At 66.1% G+C, this 19,333-nt stretch carries 18 protein-coding genes; 11 read left to right on the top strand and 7 right to left on the bottom strand.

Features of this window, described 5'->3' with window-relative positions:
* Positions 1–5: 5 nt before the first annotated feature.
* The 4 genes from ESB00_RS09105 to ESB00_RS09090 are packed head-to-tail and all read left to right on the top strand — an operon-like array spanning position 6 to position 5,369.
* Entirely contained in the window at positions 6–1,439 is a 1,434-nt protein-coding gene (locus ESB00_RS09105) for a flippase activity-associated protein Agl23 (protein WP_129047386.1), read from the top strand.
* Entirely contained in the window at positions 1,436–2,134 is a 699-nt protein-coding gene (locus ESB00_RS09100) for a glycosyltransferase family 2 protein (RefSeq protein WP_129047385.1), read from the top strand. Before ESB00_RS09105 ends, ESB00_RS09100 begins: the two co-directional genes overlap by 4 nt.
* A complete protein-coding gene (locus tag ESB00_RS09095; protein WP_129047384.1) occupies positions 2,131–2,967 on the top strand; it encodes an FAD:protein FMN transferase in 837 nt (278 codons plus the stop codon). Before ESB00_RS09100 ends, ESB00_RS09095 begins: the two co-directional genes overlap by 4 nt.
* A complete protein-coding gene (locus ESB00_RS09090) occupies positions 2,964–5,369 on the top strand; it encodes an ADOP family duplicated permease (protein WP_129047383.1) in 2,406 nt (801 codons plus the stop codon). Before ESB00_RS09095 ends, ESB00_RS09090 begins: the two co-directional genes overlap by 4 nt.
* A 78-nt stretch (positions 5,370–5,447) precedes the next feature.
* Here ESB00_RS09090 and ESB00_RS09085 read toward each other — a convergent pair whose 3' ends face one another.
* Positions 5,448–6,065: a redoxin domain-containing protein gene (locus tag ESB00_RS09085; RefSeq protein WP_129047382.1), complete on the bottom strand. Its 618-nt coding sequence runs from the start codon at positions 6,063–6,065 to the stop codon at positions 5,448–5,450.
* Positions 6,066–6,167: 102 nt separating this feature from the next.
* Here ESB00_RS09085 and ESB00_RS09080 point away from each other — a divergent pair, with 102 nt between their 5' ends.
* From ESB00_RS09080 to ESB00_RS09050, 7 genes are all read left to right on the top strand, one after another.
* Positions 6,168–7,655, top strand: a complete 1,488-nt coding sequence (locus tag ESB00_RS09080; protein WP_129047381.1) for a tetratricopeptide repeat protein — start codon at positions 6,168–6,170, stop codon at positions 7,653–7,655.
* Complete coding sequence (locus ESB00_RS09075; RefSeq protein ID WP_129047380.1) at positions 7,652–9,265, top strand: exosortase/archaeosortase family protein; 1,614 nt, start codon at positions 7,652–7,654, stop codon at positions 9,263–9,265. Before ESB00_RS09080 ends, ESB00_RS09075 begins: the two co-directional genes overlap by 4 nt.
* A gap of 249 nt (positions 9,266–9,514) precedes the next feature.
* Positions 9,515–10,108, top strand: coding sequence for a sigma-70 family RNA polymerase sigma factor (locus ESB00_RS09070; RefSeq protein WP_164976118.1), 594 nt, complete (start codon positions 9,515–9,517; stop codon positions 10,106–10,108).
* A complete protein-coding gene (locus ESB00_RS09065; RefSeq protein ID WP_129047378.1) occupies positions 10,105–10,947 on the top strand; it encodes an anti-sigma factor in 843 nt (280 codons plus the stop codon). The genes ESB00_RS09070 and ESB00_RS09065 overlap by 4 nt, the downstream gene beginning before the upstream one ends.
* A gap of 95 nt (positions 10,948–11,042) precedes the next feature.
* Positions 11,043–12,230 (top strand): enoyl-ACP reductase FabV, encoded by a 1,188-nt coding sequence (gene fabV / locus ESB00_RS09060; protein ID WP_129047377.1) that lies wholly within the window; start codon positions 11,043–11,045, stop codon positions 12,228–12,230.
* Between the two features lie 102 nt (positions 12,231–12,332).
* Complete coding sequence (gene dtd / locus ESB00_RS09055) at positions 12,333–12,785, top strand: D-aminoacyl-tRNA deacylase (RefSeq protein WP_129047376.1); 453 nt, start codon at positions 12,333–12,335, stop codon at positions 12,783–12,785.
* A 62-nt stretch (positions 12,786–12,847) separates the two neighbouring features.
* Positions 12,848–13,354 (top strand): DUF3016 domain-containing protein, encoded by a 507-nt coding sequence (locus tag ESB00_RS09050; protein WP_164976117.1) that lies wholly within the window; start codon positions 12,848–12,850, stop codon positions 13,352–13,354.
* Between the two features lie 55 nt (positions 13,355–13,409).
* Here the strand turns inward: ESB00_RS09050 and ESB00_RS09045 are convergent, their stop codons facing one another.
* From ESB00_RS09045 to ESB00_RS09020, 6 genes are read right to left on the bottom strand one after another with little or no spacing between them, the layout of a single operon-like run.
* Positions 13,410–14,099, bottom strand: a complete 690-nt coding sequence (locus ESB00_RS09045) for an SDR family oxidoreductase (protein WP_129047374.1) — start codon at positions 14,097–14,099, stop codon at positions 13,410–13,412.
* A gap of 55 nt (positions 14,100–14,154) precedes the next feature.
* On the bottom strand, positions 14,155–14,553 hold the full coding sequence (locus ESB00_RS09040; RefSeq protein WP_129047373.1) for an ExbD/TolR family protein: 399 nt from the start codon (positions 14,551–14,553) through the stop codon (positions 14,155–14,157).
* Positions 14,550–15,113, bottom strand: coding sequence for a MotA/TolQ/ExbB proton channel family protein (locus ESB00_RS09035; protein WP_129047372.1), 564 nt, complete (start codon positions 15,111–15,113; stop codon positions 14,550–14,552). The genes ESB00_RS09040 and ESB00_RS09035 overlap by 4 nt, the downstream gene beginning before the upstream one ends.
* Positions 15,114–15,173: 60 nt before the next feature.
* Positions 15,174–16,988 (bottom strand): transglutaminase-like domain-containing protein, encoded by a 1,815-nt coding sequence (locus tag ESB00_RS09030; protein WP_129047371.1) that lies wholly within the window; start codon positions 16,986–16,988, stop codon positions 15,174–15,176.
* A gap of 43 nt (positions 16,989–17,031) precedes the next feature.
* Positions 17,032–18,072, bottom strand: a complete 1,041-nt coding sequence (gene tsaD / locus ESB00_RS09025) for a tRNA (adenosine(37)-N6)-threonylcarbamoyltransferase complex transferase subunit TsaD (RefSeq protein ID WP_129047370.1) — start codon at positions 18,070–18,072, stop codon at positions 17,032–17,034.
* Positions 18,069–19,316, bottom strand: a complete 1,248-nt coding sequence (locus ESB00_RS09020) for a S41 family peptidase (RefSeq protein WP_129047369.1) — start codon at positions 19,314–19,316, stop codon at positions 18,069–18,071. The genes tsaD and ESB00_RS09020 overlap by 4 nt, the downstream gene beginning before the upstream one ends.
* Between the last annotated feature and the right edge of the window lie 17 nt (positions 19,317–19,333).

Raw genomic sequence — 19,333 nt, 5'->3', positions numbered from 1 at the left:
GCCCCATGTCACCCGTCTGGCAACGCTGGCTCCCCCTCGCGCTGATCGCTTGCTTCGCGCTTGGGCTGCGCGTCTGGGATCTCGACCGGCGGCCGATGCACGCCGACGAAGCCAACCAGGCGGTGAAGGCCGGCCAGCTGCTCGCAGGCCAAGGCTACACCTTCGACCCCGCCGACCACCACGGCCCCACGCTTTACTATGCCGTTCTGCCCGTCGCCTGGCTCCGTGGCGAACACACCCTCGCGCAGCTGAGCGAGACCACGGTGCGCCTCGTCCCCGCGATAGCCGGCACCGTTGCCGTGCTGCTGCTCTACTTCCTCGCCTTACCTCTCGGCCACAGGCCTGCCCTGCTCGCCGCCGCCTTTTTCACGCTCTCGCCGCCGGCGGTTTACTACAGCCGCTATTTCATCCAGGAATCCCTGCTGCTGGCCTTCGCGCTTGGGGCATTGTTTTCCGGCATGCAATGGTGGCGCAGCGGCCGGTTGGGCTGGGCCCTCGCCGCCGGTGTCTGCGCCGGCCTCATGCAGGCGACCAAGGCGAGCGCGCCGCTTTTCGTCCTCGCTGCGCTGGCCGGCCTCGCTGTCGCGCGCCCGCTGCCACCCGCGCCTGCTCAAATCAGACGCCATCTCATTTTCTCTCTGCTCATGGCCGTGTTCGTCGCCGGTCTGTTCTATTCTTCCTTCGGCACCCACTTCGCCGGACTGGGCGCAGCGTGGGATACCTACACGACTTTCGGTACGCGCTTGGCCGCGGGCCTCACCGGCCACGAGAAGCCGTGGTGGTATTACTTCTCCCTCTTCGGCTGGCGTCAGGAGGGAGGCGTGATCACCCATCAGCTGGGCATTTCCCTGCTCGCGTTAAGCGGCCTGGTCGTCGCTCTGTTTTCCACCAAGCGAACGCTTCTGCGCGGTGCCGCGGGGTTCACCGTCGTGCTGGTTCTAATCCTGTCCTTTGCCTCCTACAAAACGCCCTGGCATGTTATTCATCTGGGGCCCGGTCTGGCGATTCTTGCCGCCGGAGCGCTCGGTGCCGTGCCGGAACGCTGGACCCAGGCCGGCAACCTCATGGCTTTCGTCGTCCTCTTCACGCTGAGTTCACAGGTCAAGCTTACCTCCTTCCAGCGGCCGGCCGACGAGCGCAATCCCTACGCCTACGTTCACACCTCGCCCGACATCCTGAAAATTCGCCCGCTGGCCGACGCCTCCGACGGTCCGGTGCGCGTCATCAGCGAAGAGGTCTGGCCGCTGCCCTGGTATTGGCGCGGACTGAACAACGTCGGCTACTGGAACACCGTGCCCGACGATTGCGACGGAACGCTGGTGATCGCTTCCGCCGGACTCGCCGGGCAGGTTGAGGCCAAACTCAAGGGCCGCTACACGTCCAGCTTCGTCGGCCTGCGGCCCGGGTTCACGCTGGTGGTCTTCAAGCGCCAGCCATGACACCGCACCTCTCGCTCGTCATCCCGCTCTACAACGAGGCCGGCAACATCCTGCCGCTTGTCGAGGTCTGCGTGGACGTGCTCAAGTCCCGCGAGGGTGACTTCGAGATCATCCTCGCCAATGACGGCAGTACCGACGCCACCGCCGAGGAGATTGCCGCCGCCTGCTCCCGCTGGCCGCAATGCCGCGACCTGCCCCTGCCCCACGGCGGCCAGGCCGCCGCCCTGCTGGCCGGTCTCCACGCCGCGCGGGGCGAACTATTGCTGACCCTGGACGGTGACGGCCAGAACGACCCGCGCGACTTTCCCGAACTGCTCGACCTCGTTGAGCGCGGCGATCTCGATGTCGCCTGCGGTTGGCGCGCCGACCGGCACGATTCCCTCCTGCGCCAGGCGATGTCGCGTTTGGGCAACGCTGTCCGTCGCCGCTTCCTCGCCGACGGCGTGCAAGACGCCGGCTGTCAGCTCCGCGTGATGCGCCGCGAGGTCCGCACAGCCCTCTTCCCCATCGAGCTGATGCAATCCTTCCTCCCCGCCATCGCGGTGGCCGCCGGCTTTCGCGTCGGCGAGCGCCAGGTGCGCCACCATCCGCGCCGGCATGGCGACTCGAAATACGGCTTCCTCCGCCTCTGGCTCAAGCCCGCCCTCGCCATGCTCCGCCTGCGCGGCGAACTCCGCCGGAGGTTTCCGCGATGACTCCCGCCCGCTTCGAACACGAGGCCATGGCCACGACCTTCGGCCTCTTTATCGCCGGGCAGGACACCGCCTACGCGCGTCAAGCGGCGACCGCCGCGTTTCGCGAACTCGACCGGCTGGAGTCGGAGCTGAGCCGCTACGTCGAATCCAGCGACATTGCGCGCGCCAACCGGCTAGACTGCGGTGAAAGCATCGTGCTCGGCGAAGACGCGCTGCACTGCCTGCTTGTCGCCGCCGAGGTCTCCGCAGCGACCCGCCGCACCTTCGACCCGGCCTACGCTTCCGTGGCGGCCGAGGGCGCCGCACCTGACGCCCCCCTTTACTCGCTCGACCCGGGGCAGCATACGCTGACCTCCCACGCCGCGCGCCTGCATCTGGATCTGGGCGCCGTCGGCAAAGGCTACGCACTCGACCGCCTGGCTGCCACGCTGCGCGAGTGGGACATCACCGCCGCCCTGCTCCAGAGCGGCGGCAGCACAGCCCTCGCGCTCGACGCCCCCGCCGGCGAACCCGGCTGGCATCTCGGGCTCGGCGAAGGCGACACCTACCGCACGGTCCCCCTGATCCATGCCGCGCTCAGTGGCTCGGGTATCGCAGTGAAGGGCTCGCATCTGGTCGATCCCCGCAGCGGCCGGCCGGCGGAGCGCACCCGGCGCACCTGGGCGCTCGCGCCCAACGCCGCGGTTTCCGACGCACTCTCGACGGCCTTCTTCATCATGGCGCCGGACGCGATTCGGGAATTTTGTGCAGCGCATCCCGAAATCGGGGCGGCTTATGTGCACGACGACGGCTCCCTGCTCGCATTTGGCACCCTGCAAATCCCTCCTGCATGATCCACGCGATCCGCTCCCTCCTCCGCAGTCCGGCCCATACGATCGTCGCGCTCGTCACCTTGGCGCTCGGCATCGGAATCAACACCTCGATGGTCAGCGGCGTGCAGGCCCTTTTGTTCCACTCGGCGCCGTTTCCCGGGGAGGATAAAATCGCCCGCATCATCGGGGTGACGCCGCAGGGCCGCATGGATCTTTTTTCTTATGCGGAACTCAACGAAATCCGGGCCAGCGCCCAGGATTTCGAAATCCTGGCCACACTCGGCTGGGATTACACCACCTATGCCGAGCCCGGGCAGGCCACCACCCGTTTGCGCGGCGTGCTGGGCGGGGTTGAGCTGTTTGCGCTTTTTGGAGCCCGGCCGCTGATCGGGCGCGCTTTCACGGCCGAGGAAACCCAGCCCGGCCGCAGCACGGTGATCATCATCAGCCACACCCTCTGGCAGCAGCGCTACGGCGGAAGCCTGGACGTGCTCGGCCGGATCGTCCGCCTTGACGGCCAGCCGGTGGAGATTGTCGGCGTGATGCCACCCATCTTCGAATACCGGCCGCTGTGGGAAGGAGCGAGCTACTGGCGGCCGCTCAACTTCACCCGCGAACAACAGGAATGGCGCGACTACCGGGTGTTCACGCTGTTTGGCCGTCTCCGGCCCGGGGCGACGCTGGCCGCCGCCGCGACCACTTTGGCCCCGCTCGCGACCACACAGGCGCGCGACCATCCGTCCATCTACAACGGTCTGCGCTACCGCGTGCTCTCGCTCCAGGATGCCGTGACCGACGGCCTCATGCGGAACATGACCTGGATGCTCCTGGCCCTCTCGGTCTTTGTGCTGCTCATCGCCTGCGCGAATCTCGCCAACCTCCAGCTCGCGCGGACCACCGCGCGGGCCCGGGAACTCGCGATCCGGGCCGCCTTGGGCGCCACGCGCGGCAGCCTGATCGGCCACCAGTTGCGCGAGTGCCTCGTGCTCGCCCTGGCCGGCGGCGCGCTCGGCCTGCTTGTCGCCACCGCCCTCAACCGGCTCATCGAACGCCATCTGCTGACGGGAGGAGCCGCCGGCGCGACGCTTTCCCTCGATCTGGTCACGCTCGCCCTCACTTTCGGCGTATCGCTCGTCACGGGCGTGCTGTTCGGAATTTTCCCCGCGTGGCTGGCCGCGCGCACCGACGTGAACGCCGTGCTGAAGCAGCAGTCCCGCGGCTCGAGCGCCGGTCGCGGCCTTGGCCGGGCCCGCAATCTCCTCATCGTGGCCGAGGTTGCCCTGGCGTTGGTCCTGCTCGGCGGCGCCGGCGTCATGCAACGCGGCCTCGAGCGCATGCTGGAACGGGAGCCGGGCTGGGACTCCGACCGCGTGCTCACCGCCACCCTGCCCGTGCCCGCCACCCGCATCAACAACGACCCGCAGCGCATCGTGTATTTTCAGGAGCTGGAGCGGCGCCTCTCCGCCCTTCCCGGAGTCGAGCGCGCGGCCCTCGCGACCTCCCTGCCGGTCAACGGCTACAATGCCGACCGCCAGGTGCTGACCGAGGGTCAGGCGCCGGGCTCAAGCGCCCAATTCCCCACCGCCAGTCACACGATGGTGACCCCGGGATATTTCTCCACCGTCGGCATTCCGCTGCTGGAGGGACGGCTCTTCAATGCGGACATCCAAGCCAGGGGACCGCGGGTGGTCGTCATCAACGCCAGCCTGGCCAAGGCCCTCTGGCCCGACCGCAGCGCCGTCGGTCAAAGGTTGTGCAGCATGGACAGCGGTCAGCCCTACTGGGCGGAGGTCATCGGGGTCGTGCGCGACGTAGAAAGCGTCGCAAGTCTGCAGCCGCCCTCCACGCCTTTCGTGGTTTACAAGCCGCTGGTCCATGAGCCCTGGGGCTGGATTTATCTCGTGGTCCGCAGCGACCGGCCCGAGACGCTCGTCGAACCGATGCGTCGGGCCGTCGAAGCCCTCGATCCCGACATGCCTGCTTTTGGCATCCAGACGGTGCCCCAAGCAGTCCGTGGCGCGCAGCATAATCTCCGCCTCTCGGCGCAGCTGCTCGGAGCCTTTGCCCTGCTCGGACTCGGCCTCGCCGCCGTTGGCGTTTACGGCGTGACGGTCAACCTCGTGACGCAGCGCACCGGCGAATTTGGCATCCGCCTCGCGCTCGGGGCGAGTCCCTCCAATTTGCTGCAGCTGGTGATGCGCCATGGTCTTGGCCTGGCCGCCGCCGGGCTGGCGCTTGGACTAGGCGGCGCGATCGGGCTGAGTCGCTTTCTGGGCTCAATCATGCCGCGCGCCGCCGGCCTGGACCTGCCCGCCCTCGCGGCGGTGTCCGGACTGTTGCTGGTTGTGACCCTGTTTGCCTGCTATATCCCCGCGCGCCGCGCGACGAAGGTCGATCCCTTGGAGGCCCTGCGCACCGAGTGAAGATCCGTGCGGAAGCCCGCTGAAAAAGAAAGGCCGGGGTGAATCACCCCGGCCTGAAGGCTTGAAGTCTGTGGCGGCTCAGTTGGCGTATTTCACGTTACAGCCGTAGGCCTTGGTCACGGACTTGCCGACCGGGCGGCCGGCCTTGATGTCCTCGAAAGCGGCCTTCACGTAGTTCGTCGCGCGTGAAATGTCGGCGGCGTTGCCCGAGCTGATGCTGTCGATGCCGCCGGCATAGACGAGCTTCCCCTCGGCATCGACGATGAAGAGCGTCGGCGTGTGGCGGGCGTCGTAGAGTTTGCCCACCTTGCCATCCTGATCGCGGAGATAGGCACTGAAGGCCGCGCCGTTCTTCTGGCTCCAGGTGCCGACCTTGGTGGCGTCGTAGTCCCCTTGGGCGCCCGGGTGGCCGGAGTTGATGGACAACCACACGGCCCCCTCGGCCTGCGCGGCCTTTTGGGTCGCGGGCATGTTGCCGCTCTTTTCGTAATGTTTCATCACGATGGGACACTCGGGATTCACCCACTCGAGCACGACAACCTTGCCCTTGTAGGCAGACAGGCTGTGCGTCTTGCCGTGGATGTCCGTGAGGGAGAAGTCCGGCGCGGGTTGGCCGACTGCGGGCGCCGCCTGGGCAGCGAGGGCCAGAACCGTCAGCGCGGCTCCGGCCAGGAGGGTGTGGGTGAACGATTTCATGGCGTGGAATGGAGCCGGAATCCTAGCCAGAAATCCCTTTCCGTCAAAGTCCGCCCCTCAATTGCGCGTTGCGGCGACCACCCGCAACCCTACGGTACCGCCGTGGCTGGCTGGCTGACAGATTTTTTCCTGTTCTGGTGGGCGCTCCTTTACTGGAACGTCCGAAAAACGTGGTTCCGTCTGCGCGGAGCGCATCGCGACTCGTGCCCCTGCCAGCACTACAGCGACTCCGGCCACGCCCTCGACTCCCGTTGCAGCGCGATCACGCACTGGCGCCGACCGGAACGGTTTCGGCGGGCATGTCCGCTGCTGACCCAGACCAAGGACGGCTGGCGTTGCGGCGTGGATGCCGAGCGCGTGCGCCCCTTCTGGGGGCGGGCCGCCCTTTACGGTGCGGCGGCCGGAGCCGTCCTCTATGCGGCGGGCACGGTGGTCGTGTTCGCCTTCCTGCGGAGCGCCAGTTACGAAGTCAGTTACGTGAGTGTTGCCTGGCCGCCGGCCTGGCCGGAGTTGCGCGCCTCCCAGGAGAAGCTCTACGCGACGCAGGCGCAGCAGGCCATCGCCGCGGGTCGCTACCCCGAGGCGCTGCTCGCCTTGCAGCGCGTCTGTGAATTGAACCCGCGCAATTACGCCGCCGGCCTGACCCTGGCCGGTCTTTCGCAAATGGCCGGCCAGCCCTACGTGGCCGAACACATCTACGAGCGCCTGATGCGCGACGTGCCCGAGCAACGCCCGGCCACCGCGCAGATCTGGGTGCGCACCCTGCTCGCCCGCGGCCAATACGCCCAGATCAAGCCGCTGGCCGCCGCCATGCTCACCGAGGACGCCGGCCGGCGGGAGGCCTGGCTCCACTGCCTGCTCTTTGCCGTGCGCCAAACCCAGGATGAAGCCGCACTCGCGAATCTCATCCAGGAACACACCAGCCTGCCCGACTGGTGCCTCGAGATCGTGCAGACCGAGATTCTTTTTTTGCAGGGCCGCGAAGACCAGGCGATCGCGCGGCTGACGCGGTTCAGCCGCCGCCCGGGCAGCCCGTATGTTCCGCTTTATCAGGTGGAACGCCTGCTGCAGCTCGAACGCCCCGAACAGGCGCTCGAGCTGATCAATGCCCAGGGCAACCTGCTGCCCGCCGACGAGGCTTCAATCCTGCGCCTGCAAATCCTCCACACCAAGCGCTGGACCTCCCTGATTGCGGCGGAATACGACACCCTTCTGAGCTACCCCATCACCCCGCGGCTGGTCGCGCAGCTCTCCGCCAGCTTCATCCGCCATCCCGAACCCGCGGGGCTCGCCCGTTTTGTTGACCGTTTTCTACGGGACGGACCGGCTCTGACCAACGAAAGTTTGCCGCTTTACCATGCGGTCTATCTGGCCGCCGTAGCCGGCCGCGATAGCAACCGGGCCGAGCGCCTGGCGGAGCAAGTCAGCCGGTTCACCGGATCCGACGCCAAAGCCCTGCGCGCCGTCGGCGGACTCCTGCACCAACCCAACAGCCTGCCGCAAGTGGGGCAGCTGCTGACCCTGGTCCCCGTGCCGTTGGAAATTCTCTACGTCATGCTCGAACGCGCCGACATGCCCGCCACGAAATGACCGACGCCGTTTCCAGTCCGGCGCCCACGGCCGTCCGCCCTTCGCCCCGCACGACCGGCGTGCTCGCGGTTCTGCTGCTGGGCACGATCCTCGTCTGCCTGTTCCTCTGGCCGGAATGGCGGCGGAATCCCGATCTCTCCCACGGGTTCTTCGCCCCGCTGATTTTCCTGCTGCTGATCCGGGAAAGCCGTCAGCAGGGTCCTTGGCGCTGGATGCCGGATCGCGCCTGGACCGCACCCTTGCTCGGCGCGCTGCTCGGCGCCGCGCTCCTGGGCTTCGCCCTGGCGGGACTCTTTGCCGCCACCCTGGCCTGGTCGCATGCCGTCGTGCTTTTCCTGCTTTCGGCCTCGCTGGTCTGCCTGCTGGGCGGAGGCCTGCTGGTGCTGGCCCACGAGAATCTCCGGCTGGTGCCCCTGAACTGGATCAGTGTGACCGCCGTGCTGCTATGGGTGCTGGTCGCGCCGATTCCCGACGGCACCTATGCCAGGCTCACCCTCGGTCTCCAAACCTGGGTGACGGACAATGTCATGAACGTGCTGCACCTTATCGGCGTGCCCGCGCGGCAGCACGGCAACGTGATCGAGCTGGCCCGCACCACGGTCGGCGTCGAGGAGGCGTGCAGCGGTGTGCGCAGCCTGATCTCGTGCGTGTATGCGGGATTCTTTTTTGCCGCCTGGCAGGTGCGTCGCCCGCTCCGCCGCCTGGTGCTGATCGCGGCGGCCCCGGTGCTGGCGCTCGGCATGAACCTCCTGCGTTCGCTCGCCTTGACCCTGCTGGCCAACGATGGCGTGGACATCGCCGGCACCTGGCACGACGCCACGGGTTTCGCCATTCTTGGGCTCACGGCCGCCGCGCTGGCCGGACTTGCCGTTTTGCTGGAATCCAAGGAGCGCGACCGGCCCGCATCTCCGGAAGTCATTTCCGGACTGATCCCGCGGCCGCTGTTGGCGATTTTCTGGACCGGAACGGCGCTGACCGCCGGCTTGGGATTGTTCTTCTTCGCGCATTCACGCGAACACTCCGTGACGGAAACCGATCCGCCCCGGCTGGGCGAGTTCCTGCCGGCGGCCGCGCCCGGATGGTTGGCGCGGGACTCCGACGATCTCTACCAGTTCACCGGCATTCTCGAGACCACCCACCTGATGGAGCGCACTTACCTGCACCCGTCGATCAGCGGGCACCCTGCGCAAGTCACCGTTTACATCGCCTACTGGCCGCCCGGCCAGACCTCCGTGAGCCGGGTGGCCTCGCACACGCCCGACGCCTGCTGGCCCGGTGCCGGTTGGACCAGCCAGACCAGCAACGAGGATCGTCGCCAGACCCTTTCCGCCGCAGGTGGCGCTCTCGCTCCGGCTGAGCACCGGGTCTTCCGCACTGACCGCGGGCTCGCCCAGCATGTGTGGTTCTGGCATGTGTTTGACGGGCGGGTGATCGACTACCGCGACCCCTACTCCATCCCCGCCCTGCTGCAAATCGCCTGGCGCTACGGCTTCCGCCGGCAGGGCAGCCAGTATTTCGTGCGGCTCTCCAGCAACCGCCCCTGGAACGAACTTGCCGCTGAACCTCTCATGCAGGATATCCTGCGCGGCCTGGCCAAAGCCGGCCTCTGACCATGCCCTTCTCCCTGACCAAGCAGGAAATTTTCACGCTCGCGGTTGTCGCGACGCTGGTGGTGCTGGGGTTGATCGGTCTGGCCGTGTTGTAAGTGGCATTGGGATTGCCATGCCGGAGGAATTCCCGACCGTTGCATCCGTGCCTGCCCATCACACGTATCCCATGCCATGCTCCTGGCCACAGTTTCCGCACACCCTGTCAGCGGTCTCCGTCCGTCCGGACGTGAATGGGGGCACGCCGGTCGCATGAGTCAGGGAGACCCCACTCCCCCCAACGGCGACGACCGCCAGCAGGAGCAGGCGCGACTGGTTGCGGCCATGGCCAAGGGCGACAAACAGGCCATGGCGGCGCTTTACGACCAGCTGAGCGGCCCGCTTTATTCCCTGGCGATCCGGATGCTGGGCGATGCGACCGAGGCGCAGGACCTCACGCAGGACATTTTCATCCAGCTCTGGCGCACGGCGGCCAGCTACGACGCGGGCCGGGGCAGTGTTTTCTCCTGGGCTGTCACCCTCACCCGCAACCGCGCGATTGACCGCATTCGCATGCGGCAACGCCGGTCCGAGATTCTTTCCACGGCCGCCCCGGACCTGCAGCCCGCCCCGGCCGGCGAGGCTGATTCCGCCGGATCGCTCTGGCTGCGCGAAAAAAGCGCCGCCGTGCGCGCCGCCCTCGCCGAGCTCGCTCCCGACCAGCAGGAAGCCATCGAACTGGCCTTCTTCGGGGGGCTCACCCAGCAGGAGATCGCCCAACGGCTGAAGGAGCCGCTCGGCACGATCAAGGCGCGCATCCGTCGCGGCCTGCTCAAGCTCAAGGACCGTCTTCCCGCCCGGTTATGATCACGGAACGCCACGAAGAATTGGCTGCCCTGCACGCCCTCGGTCTCCTCGACGGCAACGATCGGAGCGCGTTTGAGTCCGAGCTTTCCGGCAGTCAGGAGTTCCAAGGTCTGGTTGCTTCGCTCGCCGAACCGACCGCCGCGCTTGCGCTCGCCGCCCCGTCCATTCCGGTCCCGGCCGGACTCAAGGCCAGTGTTCTGGCCGCCTGCACCCCGAGTTCCGAAACAGACCGCCCCGCCCCCGCCGCAACCGTGGAGTTTCCCCTCTGGCGTTATGTTCCGTGGGCCGCGGCCGCGGCCTTTGCCCTGAGCACCACCTGGTTTGCCACCCAGGCATTCTCGTTCCGCTCGCAAAACGATTCACTCCGCGCCCAGCAGCGGCTTGACCAGATTGCCTACGAAAGCGCGCGCAACCAGCTGGCCGAGCGCTCACTGGTGGCAGAGCAGATGATCACCGAACTCGGCCAGCGCCTCCAACGCTCCGAGAATCTCGCGCGGCTCAAGGTTTCCGCGCTCGCCTCGCTCGCCGGCAACACCGCCGAGGCCCGTGCCATCGCCGTGTGGGACCCCGAGCAGCAGGCTGGTCTGCTCACCTTCGAAAAGCTGCCCGCCATCGCGGACGAACAGGATTACCAGATCTGGGTGATCGACCCGGCTTATCAGAATCCCGTCAACGGCGGCGTATTCCATGTCGCCCGTGACGGCAGCGTATCCCTGGCTTTCCGTCCGGACCAGCCCGTCACCCGGGCCACGGCCTTTGCCATCAGCCTGGAGAAGAAGGGCGGCGTGCCGAAAGCCGAAGGTCCTATCGTCCTGCTCGGCAAACTGCCCGAGATCTGAGCCGCGCGCCTCGCCGCCGGAGCGGCGCAAGCAAGATTTTGCGGTCTTAACTTGGCTCTTGTCAGCCCCGGGGGCCCCGCAAGAATTCGCCGGCAATGATCATCAAACCGAAGGTCCGCGGCTTCGTCTGCGTGACCGCCCACCCCACGGGTTGCTCCGCCCACATCCAGCAGCAGATTGATTACGTGAAGTCGAAGGGCCCGATCCAGTCCGGCCCCAAGAAGGTTCTCGTGATCGGTTCCTCCACGGGCTTCGGCCTCGGCTCGCGCATCACCGCCGCCTTCGGCTCCGGCGCCGCCACGCTCGGCATCTTCTTTGAGCGCCCGTCCGAGGAAGGTCGCCCCGCCACCCCCGGCTGGTATAACACCATCGCCTTCACCAAGGCCGCCCACGCCGCCGGCCTCTACGCCAAGAACATCAACGGCGACGCCTTCTCCGACGACATCAAGAAGCAGGCCCTCGAGAACATCACCAAGGACCTCGGGCAGGTTGACCTCGTCGTCTATTCCCTCGCCTCGCCCCGCCGCCAGCATCCCCGCACCGGTGCCGTGCACAAATCCACCCTCCAGCCCATAGGCGCGCCGTACACCAACAAGACGGTGGACACCGACAAGGGCATCGTGAGCGAGGTCACCATCCAGCCAGCCGACGAAGCCGGCATCGCCGACACCATCGCCGTCATGGGCGGCGAAGACTGGGAAATGTGGATGCAGGCCCTGGGCGACGCCAAGCTGCTCGCCCCCGGCGCCACCGCCGTCGCCTACTCCTACATCGGACCGGTGCACACCTGGCCGATCTACAAGGATGGCACCATCGGCCGCGCCAAGATCGATCTCGAACGCGCCGCCAAGGCCATCGACGCCAAGCTCAAGGCCACGGTCGGCGGTCGCGCCTTCATTTCGGTGAACAAGGCGCTCGTCACCCAGGCCAGCTCGGCCATCCCGGTCGTGCCGCTCTACATTTCCATCCTCTACAAGGTGATGAAGGCCAAAGGCATTCACGAGGCCACCATCGAGCAGATGCAGCGCCTCTTCGCCACGCAGCTCTACAACGGCAACCAGCCCAAGTTCGACAGCGAGGGCCGCGTGCGCGTGGACGACTGGGAAATGCGCGACGACGTGCAGGCCGAGGTCTCGAAGATCTGGCCGCAATGCACGACCGAGAACCTGGCCGCTCTCACCGATATCGCCGGCTACCGCACGGAGTTCCTGAAGATGTTCGGCTTCGGCCTGCCCGGCATCGACTACGACGCCGAGGTCGAGCCGCACCTGCCGATGCTCTGAGCCCCGGCAGGTGGGACATCACCAGTGCCAAGCATCAGGACGGCTCCCCGTCGGGTCTGCTTCTTGGCACCTGTTACCTGATACTTGTTACTTCGAACCGCCATGCGAGTTGTCCTCCAGCGCGTCTCCTCCGCCAGTGTCACGATCGATGGACGCGTGAGCGGACAGATTGGCCGTGGGTTGCTCATCCTCCAAGGGATTGAAGCAGCCGACACCGCCGCTGACGGAGAGTGGCTTGCGCAGAAGATCACCAAACTGCGCATCTTCCCCGACGACGCCGGCCAGATGAACAAATCCGTCGCCGACATCGGCGGCGATCTCCTGCTTGTCAGCCAGTTCACGCTCCACGCGAGCACGGCCAAGGGCACGCGACCGTCCTTCAACGCCGCCGCGCGCCCCGAAACCGCGCGTCCGCTCTACGAACAGTTCATCGTCCAGCTGGGCACGGCCCTCGGCCGTCCCGTGCAGACGGGCGAGTTTGGCGCAATGATGCAGGTGACGCTCACCAACGACGGTCCGGTAACCCTGATAATCGACTCCCATTCACGGGATTAGCCGGCGAAAAAATCCGCTCCCCCATGGCACAAAGCCCGGATCGGCCTGTCATTCTCATCACCATGAAAATCCACCTTACTCCCTCCCTGCTGATGGCCGCGGCTCTCGTCGCGTGCTCGGCTCTCATGGCCGAGGACGCCAAGAAGGAGAGCGTCAGCGTTGCCTTCCACGAATCCGACAAGTTCACGGACGCCCGCTCCAGCTTCGGCGGTGAAACTGACAAGCACTACCTGGACACTCTGGCCACGCACCTGAAAAAGTCGGCCGAAAGGCGCCTGGCGCCGGGTCAGAAACTGGAAGTGACGTTCACCGACATCGACCTGGCCGGTGATTTTGTTCCGACCAATGCCAATGCGCATGATGTCCGCGTGATCCGGGACATCTGGATTCCCCGGCAGAAGCTGACGTTCCGGCTGCTCGATGAACAGGGTCAGGTCATCAAGGAAGGCGAACGCCGCCTGACCGACCTCAACTTCATGAACAACCCGGGACTTATCGGCCGCAGCGAGCCGCTCTTCTACGACAAGGCTCTCCTCACCGACTGGATTGCCAAGGAATTGAAGTCCTGAGCACGACACGCCCTTGCGCCCCGCCTGCCCGGCCGACCAGCCGGGCATTTTTATTTCAATCCTCGAAGGCCTTCACGCTTACTGAATGTCCGTTGTCCTTCGCTCCGAGCGAGAGGATGAACGGCGCCGCCACCTGGGCCCAAGCCTCGGCCTTCGGATAGGACGACGCCCCCTCGCTCCAGCATTGCCGCAGCATGTCGGTGTCGATCACCCCCGGATTCAGCGGCACCGCCGCCATACCGGCGGGCAGTTCCTGCGCGAGGGCCTGGGTGAGTCCCTCGATCGCAAACTTCGATGCGCAATAAGGTGCCACCTCGGGCGAGGTGCTGCGGCCCCAGCCGGAACTGAAGTTCACGATCACGCCGGACTTCCGCTCCACCATCGCCGGCACGAAATGGCGGATGACATTCGCCACGCCCTTGATGTTCACGTCGATCAGCTTGTTCAACTGTGCGGCGGGCACTTTCCACAGTGGCGCCGGGTCGTTCATGAGCGCCGCATTGTTGATCAGCAGATCCGGGGCGCCATGGGCCGCGAGCGTCTTTTCCGCCCAAAGCGCGACCTTGTTGTCCTCCGCCACGTCCACCACGGAGAAATCATTGGGCGCCGGATAATCGAAACGCATGTCAAGAATCGCCGCCCCGCGCCCGCAGCCCGCCACGGTGTGACCGTTGGCGATGAACCAATCCGTCAGGGCCCGGCCCAGTCCGCGTGTGACACCGGTGATGACGATGAGCTTTTTCATGCAGGAATCGGTTTACCGGCGGCCAAGTTAATCGCTTGCAAGCAAGCTCCTGCACTCACCGCGACTGCAACCGGATCTTGTTCAGCCCCTGCTTGCGGCAGGTGTCCATCGCCTGCGTCACATAACGCAACGGCGTGTTCTCGTCGGAGCGGATGACGACGGTGACATCCTTGCTGACCCGGCCGATCTCCTGCACCAGCTGTTCCAGCAGCTGCATGCTGGCCGGGCGTCCGTTGACCTCGACCCCGCCGTCCTTGGTAATGCTGATTGTGAGCGAGTCCTTGATCTCGCTCTTGCCGGCGGTTTCCACCTTGGGGAGCGTCAGGTTCATCGTCGTCATCGAGCGGAACTGCATCGTGACAAAGGCAAAGAAGACGAGCATCACCAGCACGTCGATCAACGGGAGGAGATTGAGTTCCGGGCGGCGCCGGCGCTTGAGAAGCAGGCCGCTCATGACTTGGCGTGGGTCGCGAGGATGCGCTCGAGGAGCAGGTCGATCTTCGCCGCGTAGTTCTCGATCTTCCGCTGGAGGTAGCCGGCGGGCACGATGGAAACGAGCGCCACAATCAAACCGATCAGAGTCGCGGACAGGGCCAGCGACACACCCTTGGTGAAGGCCGCCGGATCAGGCAGACCGGTTTCGGGCGATATCTGCCCGAACACCCTCAGCAGGCCCATCACCGTGCCGGTCAGGCCGAGCATCGGCGCCGCGATGTAGATGACGTCGAGATACGGAATACCACGCTCCATGCGGTTGATTTCCAGCCGGGCAAAGGCCTTGACCGCCTCCGGGTCGCCCTTGTGGCGGCTGGCATAGTCCACGATGCGCGCCATCACGGAGTGACGGCCGCCCTCGGGAATTTTCCCCTCGATGATCTTGTCCACCAAATCGTCCGGCAGCACCGCCTCCTTGCGGAGCGCAAAGAGCCGTTCACAGATGATGTAAACGGCCACGACTGAACACAGCGAGAGCGGGTAAATGAGCAGGCCGGCGCCCTTGATGATTTCGAACATGATGAGTGACTGGCAGTGAAGCCGGCTGTATGACGCCTACAAGGCGGAAAAGGTTCATGCTCAATCCGCTTTTTTGGGAAAATCTGCCGATTTGAGCCGCGCGGCCAGGGTGGCGATTTCACCCTCCAGCTGTGAACCGGGCTCCACCCGCAGCGTCCGCTTCGCCCGCTCCACCGCCTGCAAGGCGGCCGGCATCTGGCCCTGGCTGGCGAGGTGGACCACGAACGGCACCACGAGATTGTCGTAAAAATCAATGCCCGCGCCCCGGCCACTCGTGTCCAGCGTGCGGTTGAAGACCTTGATCTGCGTGGCCAGATCGTCGGTCTTCATGCTCCGCTGCATGACCGCGGCCATCTGTCCCAGGCTGAGATCCTGCCGGCCGGCCTGATATTTTTTGGCCAACCGCTGCTCCTCGAAGGCCGCCAGGCTGGTCTCCCCGCGCTGGCGGAGGATTTCAATCAAGGCGCGCGAGAACCTGATCTCAAGGTCGGGATACTTCTGAAACGCCAGCACTGCTTCGCGCAGGATTGCCTCCTGCGCCCGCAGGTCAGCGGGCGCACCGGCCTTCTGCGCGGCCAGCAGGATTTCCCAGCCGTCGAGGTTGCGCCGGTCGCGGTTGACCGATTCGCGCGCCGCTTTCAGCGCCAGGTCCAGGCGCCCTTCGCGCAGGTAGTCGCCGGCAAACTCCGCATGAAGAACCGACAACTTGTAGGTCGGCAGCGCGCGGAAACGCTCCGTGATGAACAGCAGCTCGTGGTCATTGATGTTGCCCCAAGTCTGCGGATCGAACGCCAGGCCGGTGACAAACTTCTGCTCCTCGTAACGGCCGCAATCGAGCTGCCAGCGCTGGTTGGCGTCGAGGAAACCAAACCACGCATGCCGTCCGTCGAGGCCTGCGCCCCGGAACATGATCGTCGGGATGCCCTTGGCCTTGCCCGCCGTGCTCGCGAAATAGGCCTGGTCCACGCAGATGCCGCCCTGCTGAAAGATCACCGGCAAAGTGTAGGCGTTGCCCGGCCAGTTGTATTGGTTGGCGGCGACCCGGTCCTTCCGGTATTTGATCAGGTCGTAGGCCTTGCCCAGATCGGCGAGTCCCGGAGCCACGTTCTGGCGCGCCCAGTCCAGCTCGGCGAAGGGCGTCACGATATCCACGAGGAATTTCAGCTCGCTCGCCGGGAGCCGGACCAGTTTGTGGCCCGTGCCGTTGGCGCGGTCCTGCCGGGCCAGATGGCCGAACAGCAATTCCGGCGGCGGCGGCTTCCGGGGCAACAACGTCGCGCTCACCTGGCCGTGCGGCCATTGGGGTGAAGGGGGCACATCGTGGACCACCGCCACGGCCAGCGCCAAGGACGGATAGGCGGCAAACAGGGCCGGCTCCTTCTGCTGGATCTTCTGCAGGATCGCCAGCACCTCGGCCGGATTGTCGAGCGGGGACAGCAGTTGGAAAAATTCTTCCGACATCGTGGCGTTGCCGAGCAGCGCCAGCAGCAGCTCCCGGGAAAGTCCGGCCGCGAGCGAGCCGGGGCGGTATTCGTAACTCGCCGCCATGTTGGCGTGGGCGACCTGCGCCTTCTCGACGGACTTGATCCAGTCCTGGATCGCCTTCGCGTAAGGCGTGCCCAGCAGCCGGGCCCAACGGTAAAGGTAATACCACTGCGCCGAGTAGCCGCTGTTAGCCGCGTAGGCCGACTGCGCTCCCGACCGCAGCGCGGGCATCACGCTGCCCCACCCTTGCGCCGTGGCCCGATCCACGAGGGCGGAAATGCGCGCCGCGGTCGGAGCCCGGGCCAGTTCTTCGGCCGGAATGGCGAGGGTTTCCTGGGCCGCGATCGAACCGCAAAGCAGGAGTGCGAGGAGCAGGCAACGCGTCAACACCCCGTCAGCAAAGCAATCCGGCGGCGGACCAGCAAGCGGGACTTCAGGATGCGGTCAAAGGCAGACTCGGGGCAATTTCCAAGCCCAGCCCCGCCTGACTCACACCACCGGCTTCTCGCTCCACGCTGGCGGCAAACGCGATCATGCCGGCGTTGTCCCCGGTGTGCTTCGGCTGCGCCCGCCAGAATGGCAGATTTTGGCTCCGCGCGACGTTCTCGAGCAAAGCCTGGAGGATGCGGTTGTTGGCCACGCCGCCCGACAGGCCGAAGCTGCGGTAAGCCCCCCGCTCCAACGCCAGCCGGCTTTTGCGCACCAGCGCATCAAACACCGCCGCCTGGTAACTGGCGCAGAGGTCGGCCTTGCGCATCTCCACCCCGGCCGGCTGCATTTTTTCGAGTTGGTAACGCAGGCTGGTCTTGAGCCCGGAAAAACTGAACTCGAGCGTGGAGCGCTGCGCCACGGCCTTGGGAAAGGCGAACGCGGCGGAATCGCCCGCCGCCGCCAGCTTCTCCACCTGAGGGCCGCCGGGATAGCCGAGTCCGAGCAGTTTGGCCCCCTTGTCGAGCGCCTCGCCGGCCGCATCGTCCATCGTCGAGGCCAGGAGCGTGATGCGCCTCGCCTCATCGATGCTGAACAGGGCCGTGTTGCCGCCTGACACCAGCAGGCCGAGGTGCGGCAGGAGCCGGGCAAGTTCCGTGTCGAAGGCTGCCGGATTGGCCGCGTGCAGGGAGATGAACGGTGAAAAGGCGTGCGCGCGGAGGTGATTCACGCCCACCACCGGCACGCGCCAGACGAGCGCCAGCGACTTCGCTGCGGCCAGGCCCATCGCGAGGCAGGCCGCGAGCCCCGGCCCCCGGGTCACCGCAATTTGCGTGACCTGCTCCGGCCGGATCGTGGCCAGCGCACGTTGCAAAATCGGTCCGAAATGCGCGAGGTGCTCGCGGCTGGCCAGGTCCGGCACGACGCCACCGTAGGTCTCGTGCAACGCAATCTGGCTGTGCACCCATTCACCGGCAAAACCGGCGGCCGGATCGAAGGCCGCAACCGCCGTCTCATCGCAGGAGCTCTCCAGCGCGAGGATCATTTTCCGGAAGCCAGCACGCCCGCCAGGACTTCCTCGGCGGCGGCCAGCTGGATGTCCTCAATGGGCTTGAAATCATCCTCGGTGGAAACCGCCAGATCCGGCCGCGCCTGCTGCACGCGGATGCGCGCCTCATCCTCGGGACTGACCTCCACCTCGACATGCGGCAGGATGCCGCGCTCGTGGATGGTTATGCCGCTGGGCGTGTAGTAGCGTGCGGTCGTGAGCCGCAGGCCCTCGCCGTTGTCCAGCTCGATCACGCTCTGGACGGAGCCCTTGCCGAATGATTTTTCGCCGACAATCACCGCGCGTTTGCTGTCGCGCATCGCGCCGGCAACGATCTCCGCCGCGCTGGCACTGCCGCCGTTGACCAGGATCGCCACGGGATAGTCGCGTTTCCGGTGCCCGTTGGAGGAGTAATAACTCTCGCGGGTGTCCGGTGACCGGCCCTGCGTGAAGGCGATCAGTTCGTCCTTGTCGAAAAACTCGCTGCACACATCGATGGCCGCGTCGAGCAGACCGCCGGGATTGTTGCGCAGGTCGATGACGAGCGCGCGCAGGCCCTGCGCTTCGAGCTCGGCCAGCGCCTTGCCGAATTCCTCGCCGGTGCGTTCGCTGAACTGGGTGATTTGCAGGTAACCGACCCCGCCGGCGCGCATGCCGGTCAGGCGCACGCTCTCCAGCTTGATGCGCTCGCGCCGCACGGGGTAGTCGATGGAGCGGTTTTGCGCGGGCCGGAACACGGTCAGCGTGACGAGCGAACCCGGTTCGCCGCGCACGAGGCTGATGGTGCTGTCGAGGGTCGGGTTGACGAGGGCCTTGCCGTCAATCTTCACCAGCCGGTCGCCGCGCTGGAGACCGGCGCGGTCGGCCGGGGTGCCGGGAATCGGCGCAACGATCACGATGTGGCCGTCGCGTTGCTCGACCTGGATGCCGACCCCGGTGAAGGCATTGGCCAGCTCATCCTCGGTTTCACGAAAGGCATCGGCGGCGAGAAACTCGGAATGCGGATCAAGGCTCCCGACCATGCCGTCCAACGCCGCCCGGGTAAGCGAGGCGTAGTCCGCGGGTGCATCACCCACGTAGTTCTCCTTCACCAGCTGCAGGACCTCCTTGAAGTAGCGCACCTGGCGGTCACGGTCCCGGTCCGGCCACCAGCTGGGCGCGCCTTGCTGCCGCGCGGCATACTGCGCCAGCAGGAAGCCGGCGAGGACCGCGGTCGAAATCGCGAGGAAACGTTTGAACATCGGCCCGCAGTGTGGGC

The sequence above is a fragment of the Oleiharenicola lentus genome, from assembly GCF_004118375.1.
GTDB lineage: Bacteria > Verrucomicrobiota > Verrucomicrobiia > Opitutales > Opitutaceae > Lacunisphaera > Lacunisphaera lenta.
Note: the sequence above shows the minus strand (reverse complement) of the source record. Positions and strands in the feature narration are given on the sequence as shown.

What these genes read in the sequence shown, in the direction of transcription:
- ESB00_RS09105 (WP_129047386.1), top strand. Translation starts at nt 6, where the DNA reads ATGTCACCCGTCTGGCAACGCTGGCTCCCCCTCGCGCTGATCGCTTGC.
- ESB00_RS09100 (WP_129047385.1), top strand. Translation starts at nt 1,436, where the DNA reads ATGACACCGCACCTCTCGCTCGTCATCCCGCTCTACAACGAGGCCGGC.
- ESB00_RS09095 (WP_129047384.1), top strand. Translation starts at nt 2,131, where the DNA reads ATGACTCCCGCCCGCTTCGAACACGAGGCCATGGCCACGACCTTCGGC.
- ESB00_RS09090 (WP_129047383.1), top strand. Translation starts at nt 2,964, where the DNA reads ATGATCCACGCGATCCGCTCCCTCCTCCGCAGTCCGGCCCATACGATC.
- ESB00_RS09085 (WP_129047382.1), bottom strand. Translation starts at nt 6,065, where the DNA reads ATGAAATCGTTCACCCACACCCTCCTGGCCGGAGCCGCGCTGACGGTT.
- ESB00_RS09075 (WP_129047380.1), top strand. Translation starts at nt 7,652, where the DNA reads ATGACCGACGCCGTTTCCAGTCCGGCGCCCACGGCCGTCCGCCCTTCG.
- ESB00_RS09070 (WP_164976118.1), top strand. Translation starts at nt 9,515, where the DNA reads ATGAGTCAGGGAGACCCCACTCCCCCCAACGGCGACGACCGCCAGCAG.
- ESB00_RS09065 (WP_129047378.1), top strand. Translation starts at nt 10,105, where the DNA reads ATGATCACGGAACGCCACGAAGAATTGGCTGCCCTGCACGCCCTCGGT.
- fabV (WP_129047377.1), top strand. Translation starts at nt 11,043, where the DNA reads ATGATCATCAAACCGAAGGTCCGCGGCTTCGTCTGCGTGACCGCCCAC.
- dtd (WP_129047376.1), top strand. Translation starts at nt 12,333, where the DNA reads ATGCGAGTTGTCCTCCAGCGCGTCTCCTCCGCCAGTGTCACGATCGAT.
- ESB00_RS09050 (WP_164976117.1), top strand. Translation starts at nt 12,848, where the DNA reads ATGAAAATCCACCTTACTCCCTCCCTGCTGATGGCCGCGGCTCTCGTC.
- ESB00_RS09045 (WP_129047374.1), bottom strand. Translation starts at nt 14,099, where the DNA reads ATGAAAAAGCTCATCGTCATCACCGGTGTCACACGCGGACTGGGCCGG.
- ESB00_RS09040 (WP_129047373.1), bottom strand. Translation starts at nt 14,553, where the DNA reads ATGAGCGGCCTGCTTCTCAAGCGCCGGCGCCGCCCGGAACTCAATCTC.
- ESB00_RS09035 (WP_129047372.1), bottom strand. Translation starts at nt 15,113, where the DNA reads ATGTTCGAAATCATCAAGGGCGCCGGCCTGCTCATTTACCCGCTCTCG.
- tsaD (WP_129047370.1), bottom strand. Translation starts at nt 18,072, where the DNA reads ATGATCCTCGCGCTGGAGAGCTCCTGCGATGAGACGGCGGTTGCGGCC.
- ESB00_RS09020 (WP_129047369.1), bottom strand. Translation starts at nt 19,316, where the DNA reads ATGTTCAAACGTTTCCTCGCGATTTCGACCGCGGTCCTCGCCGGCTTC.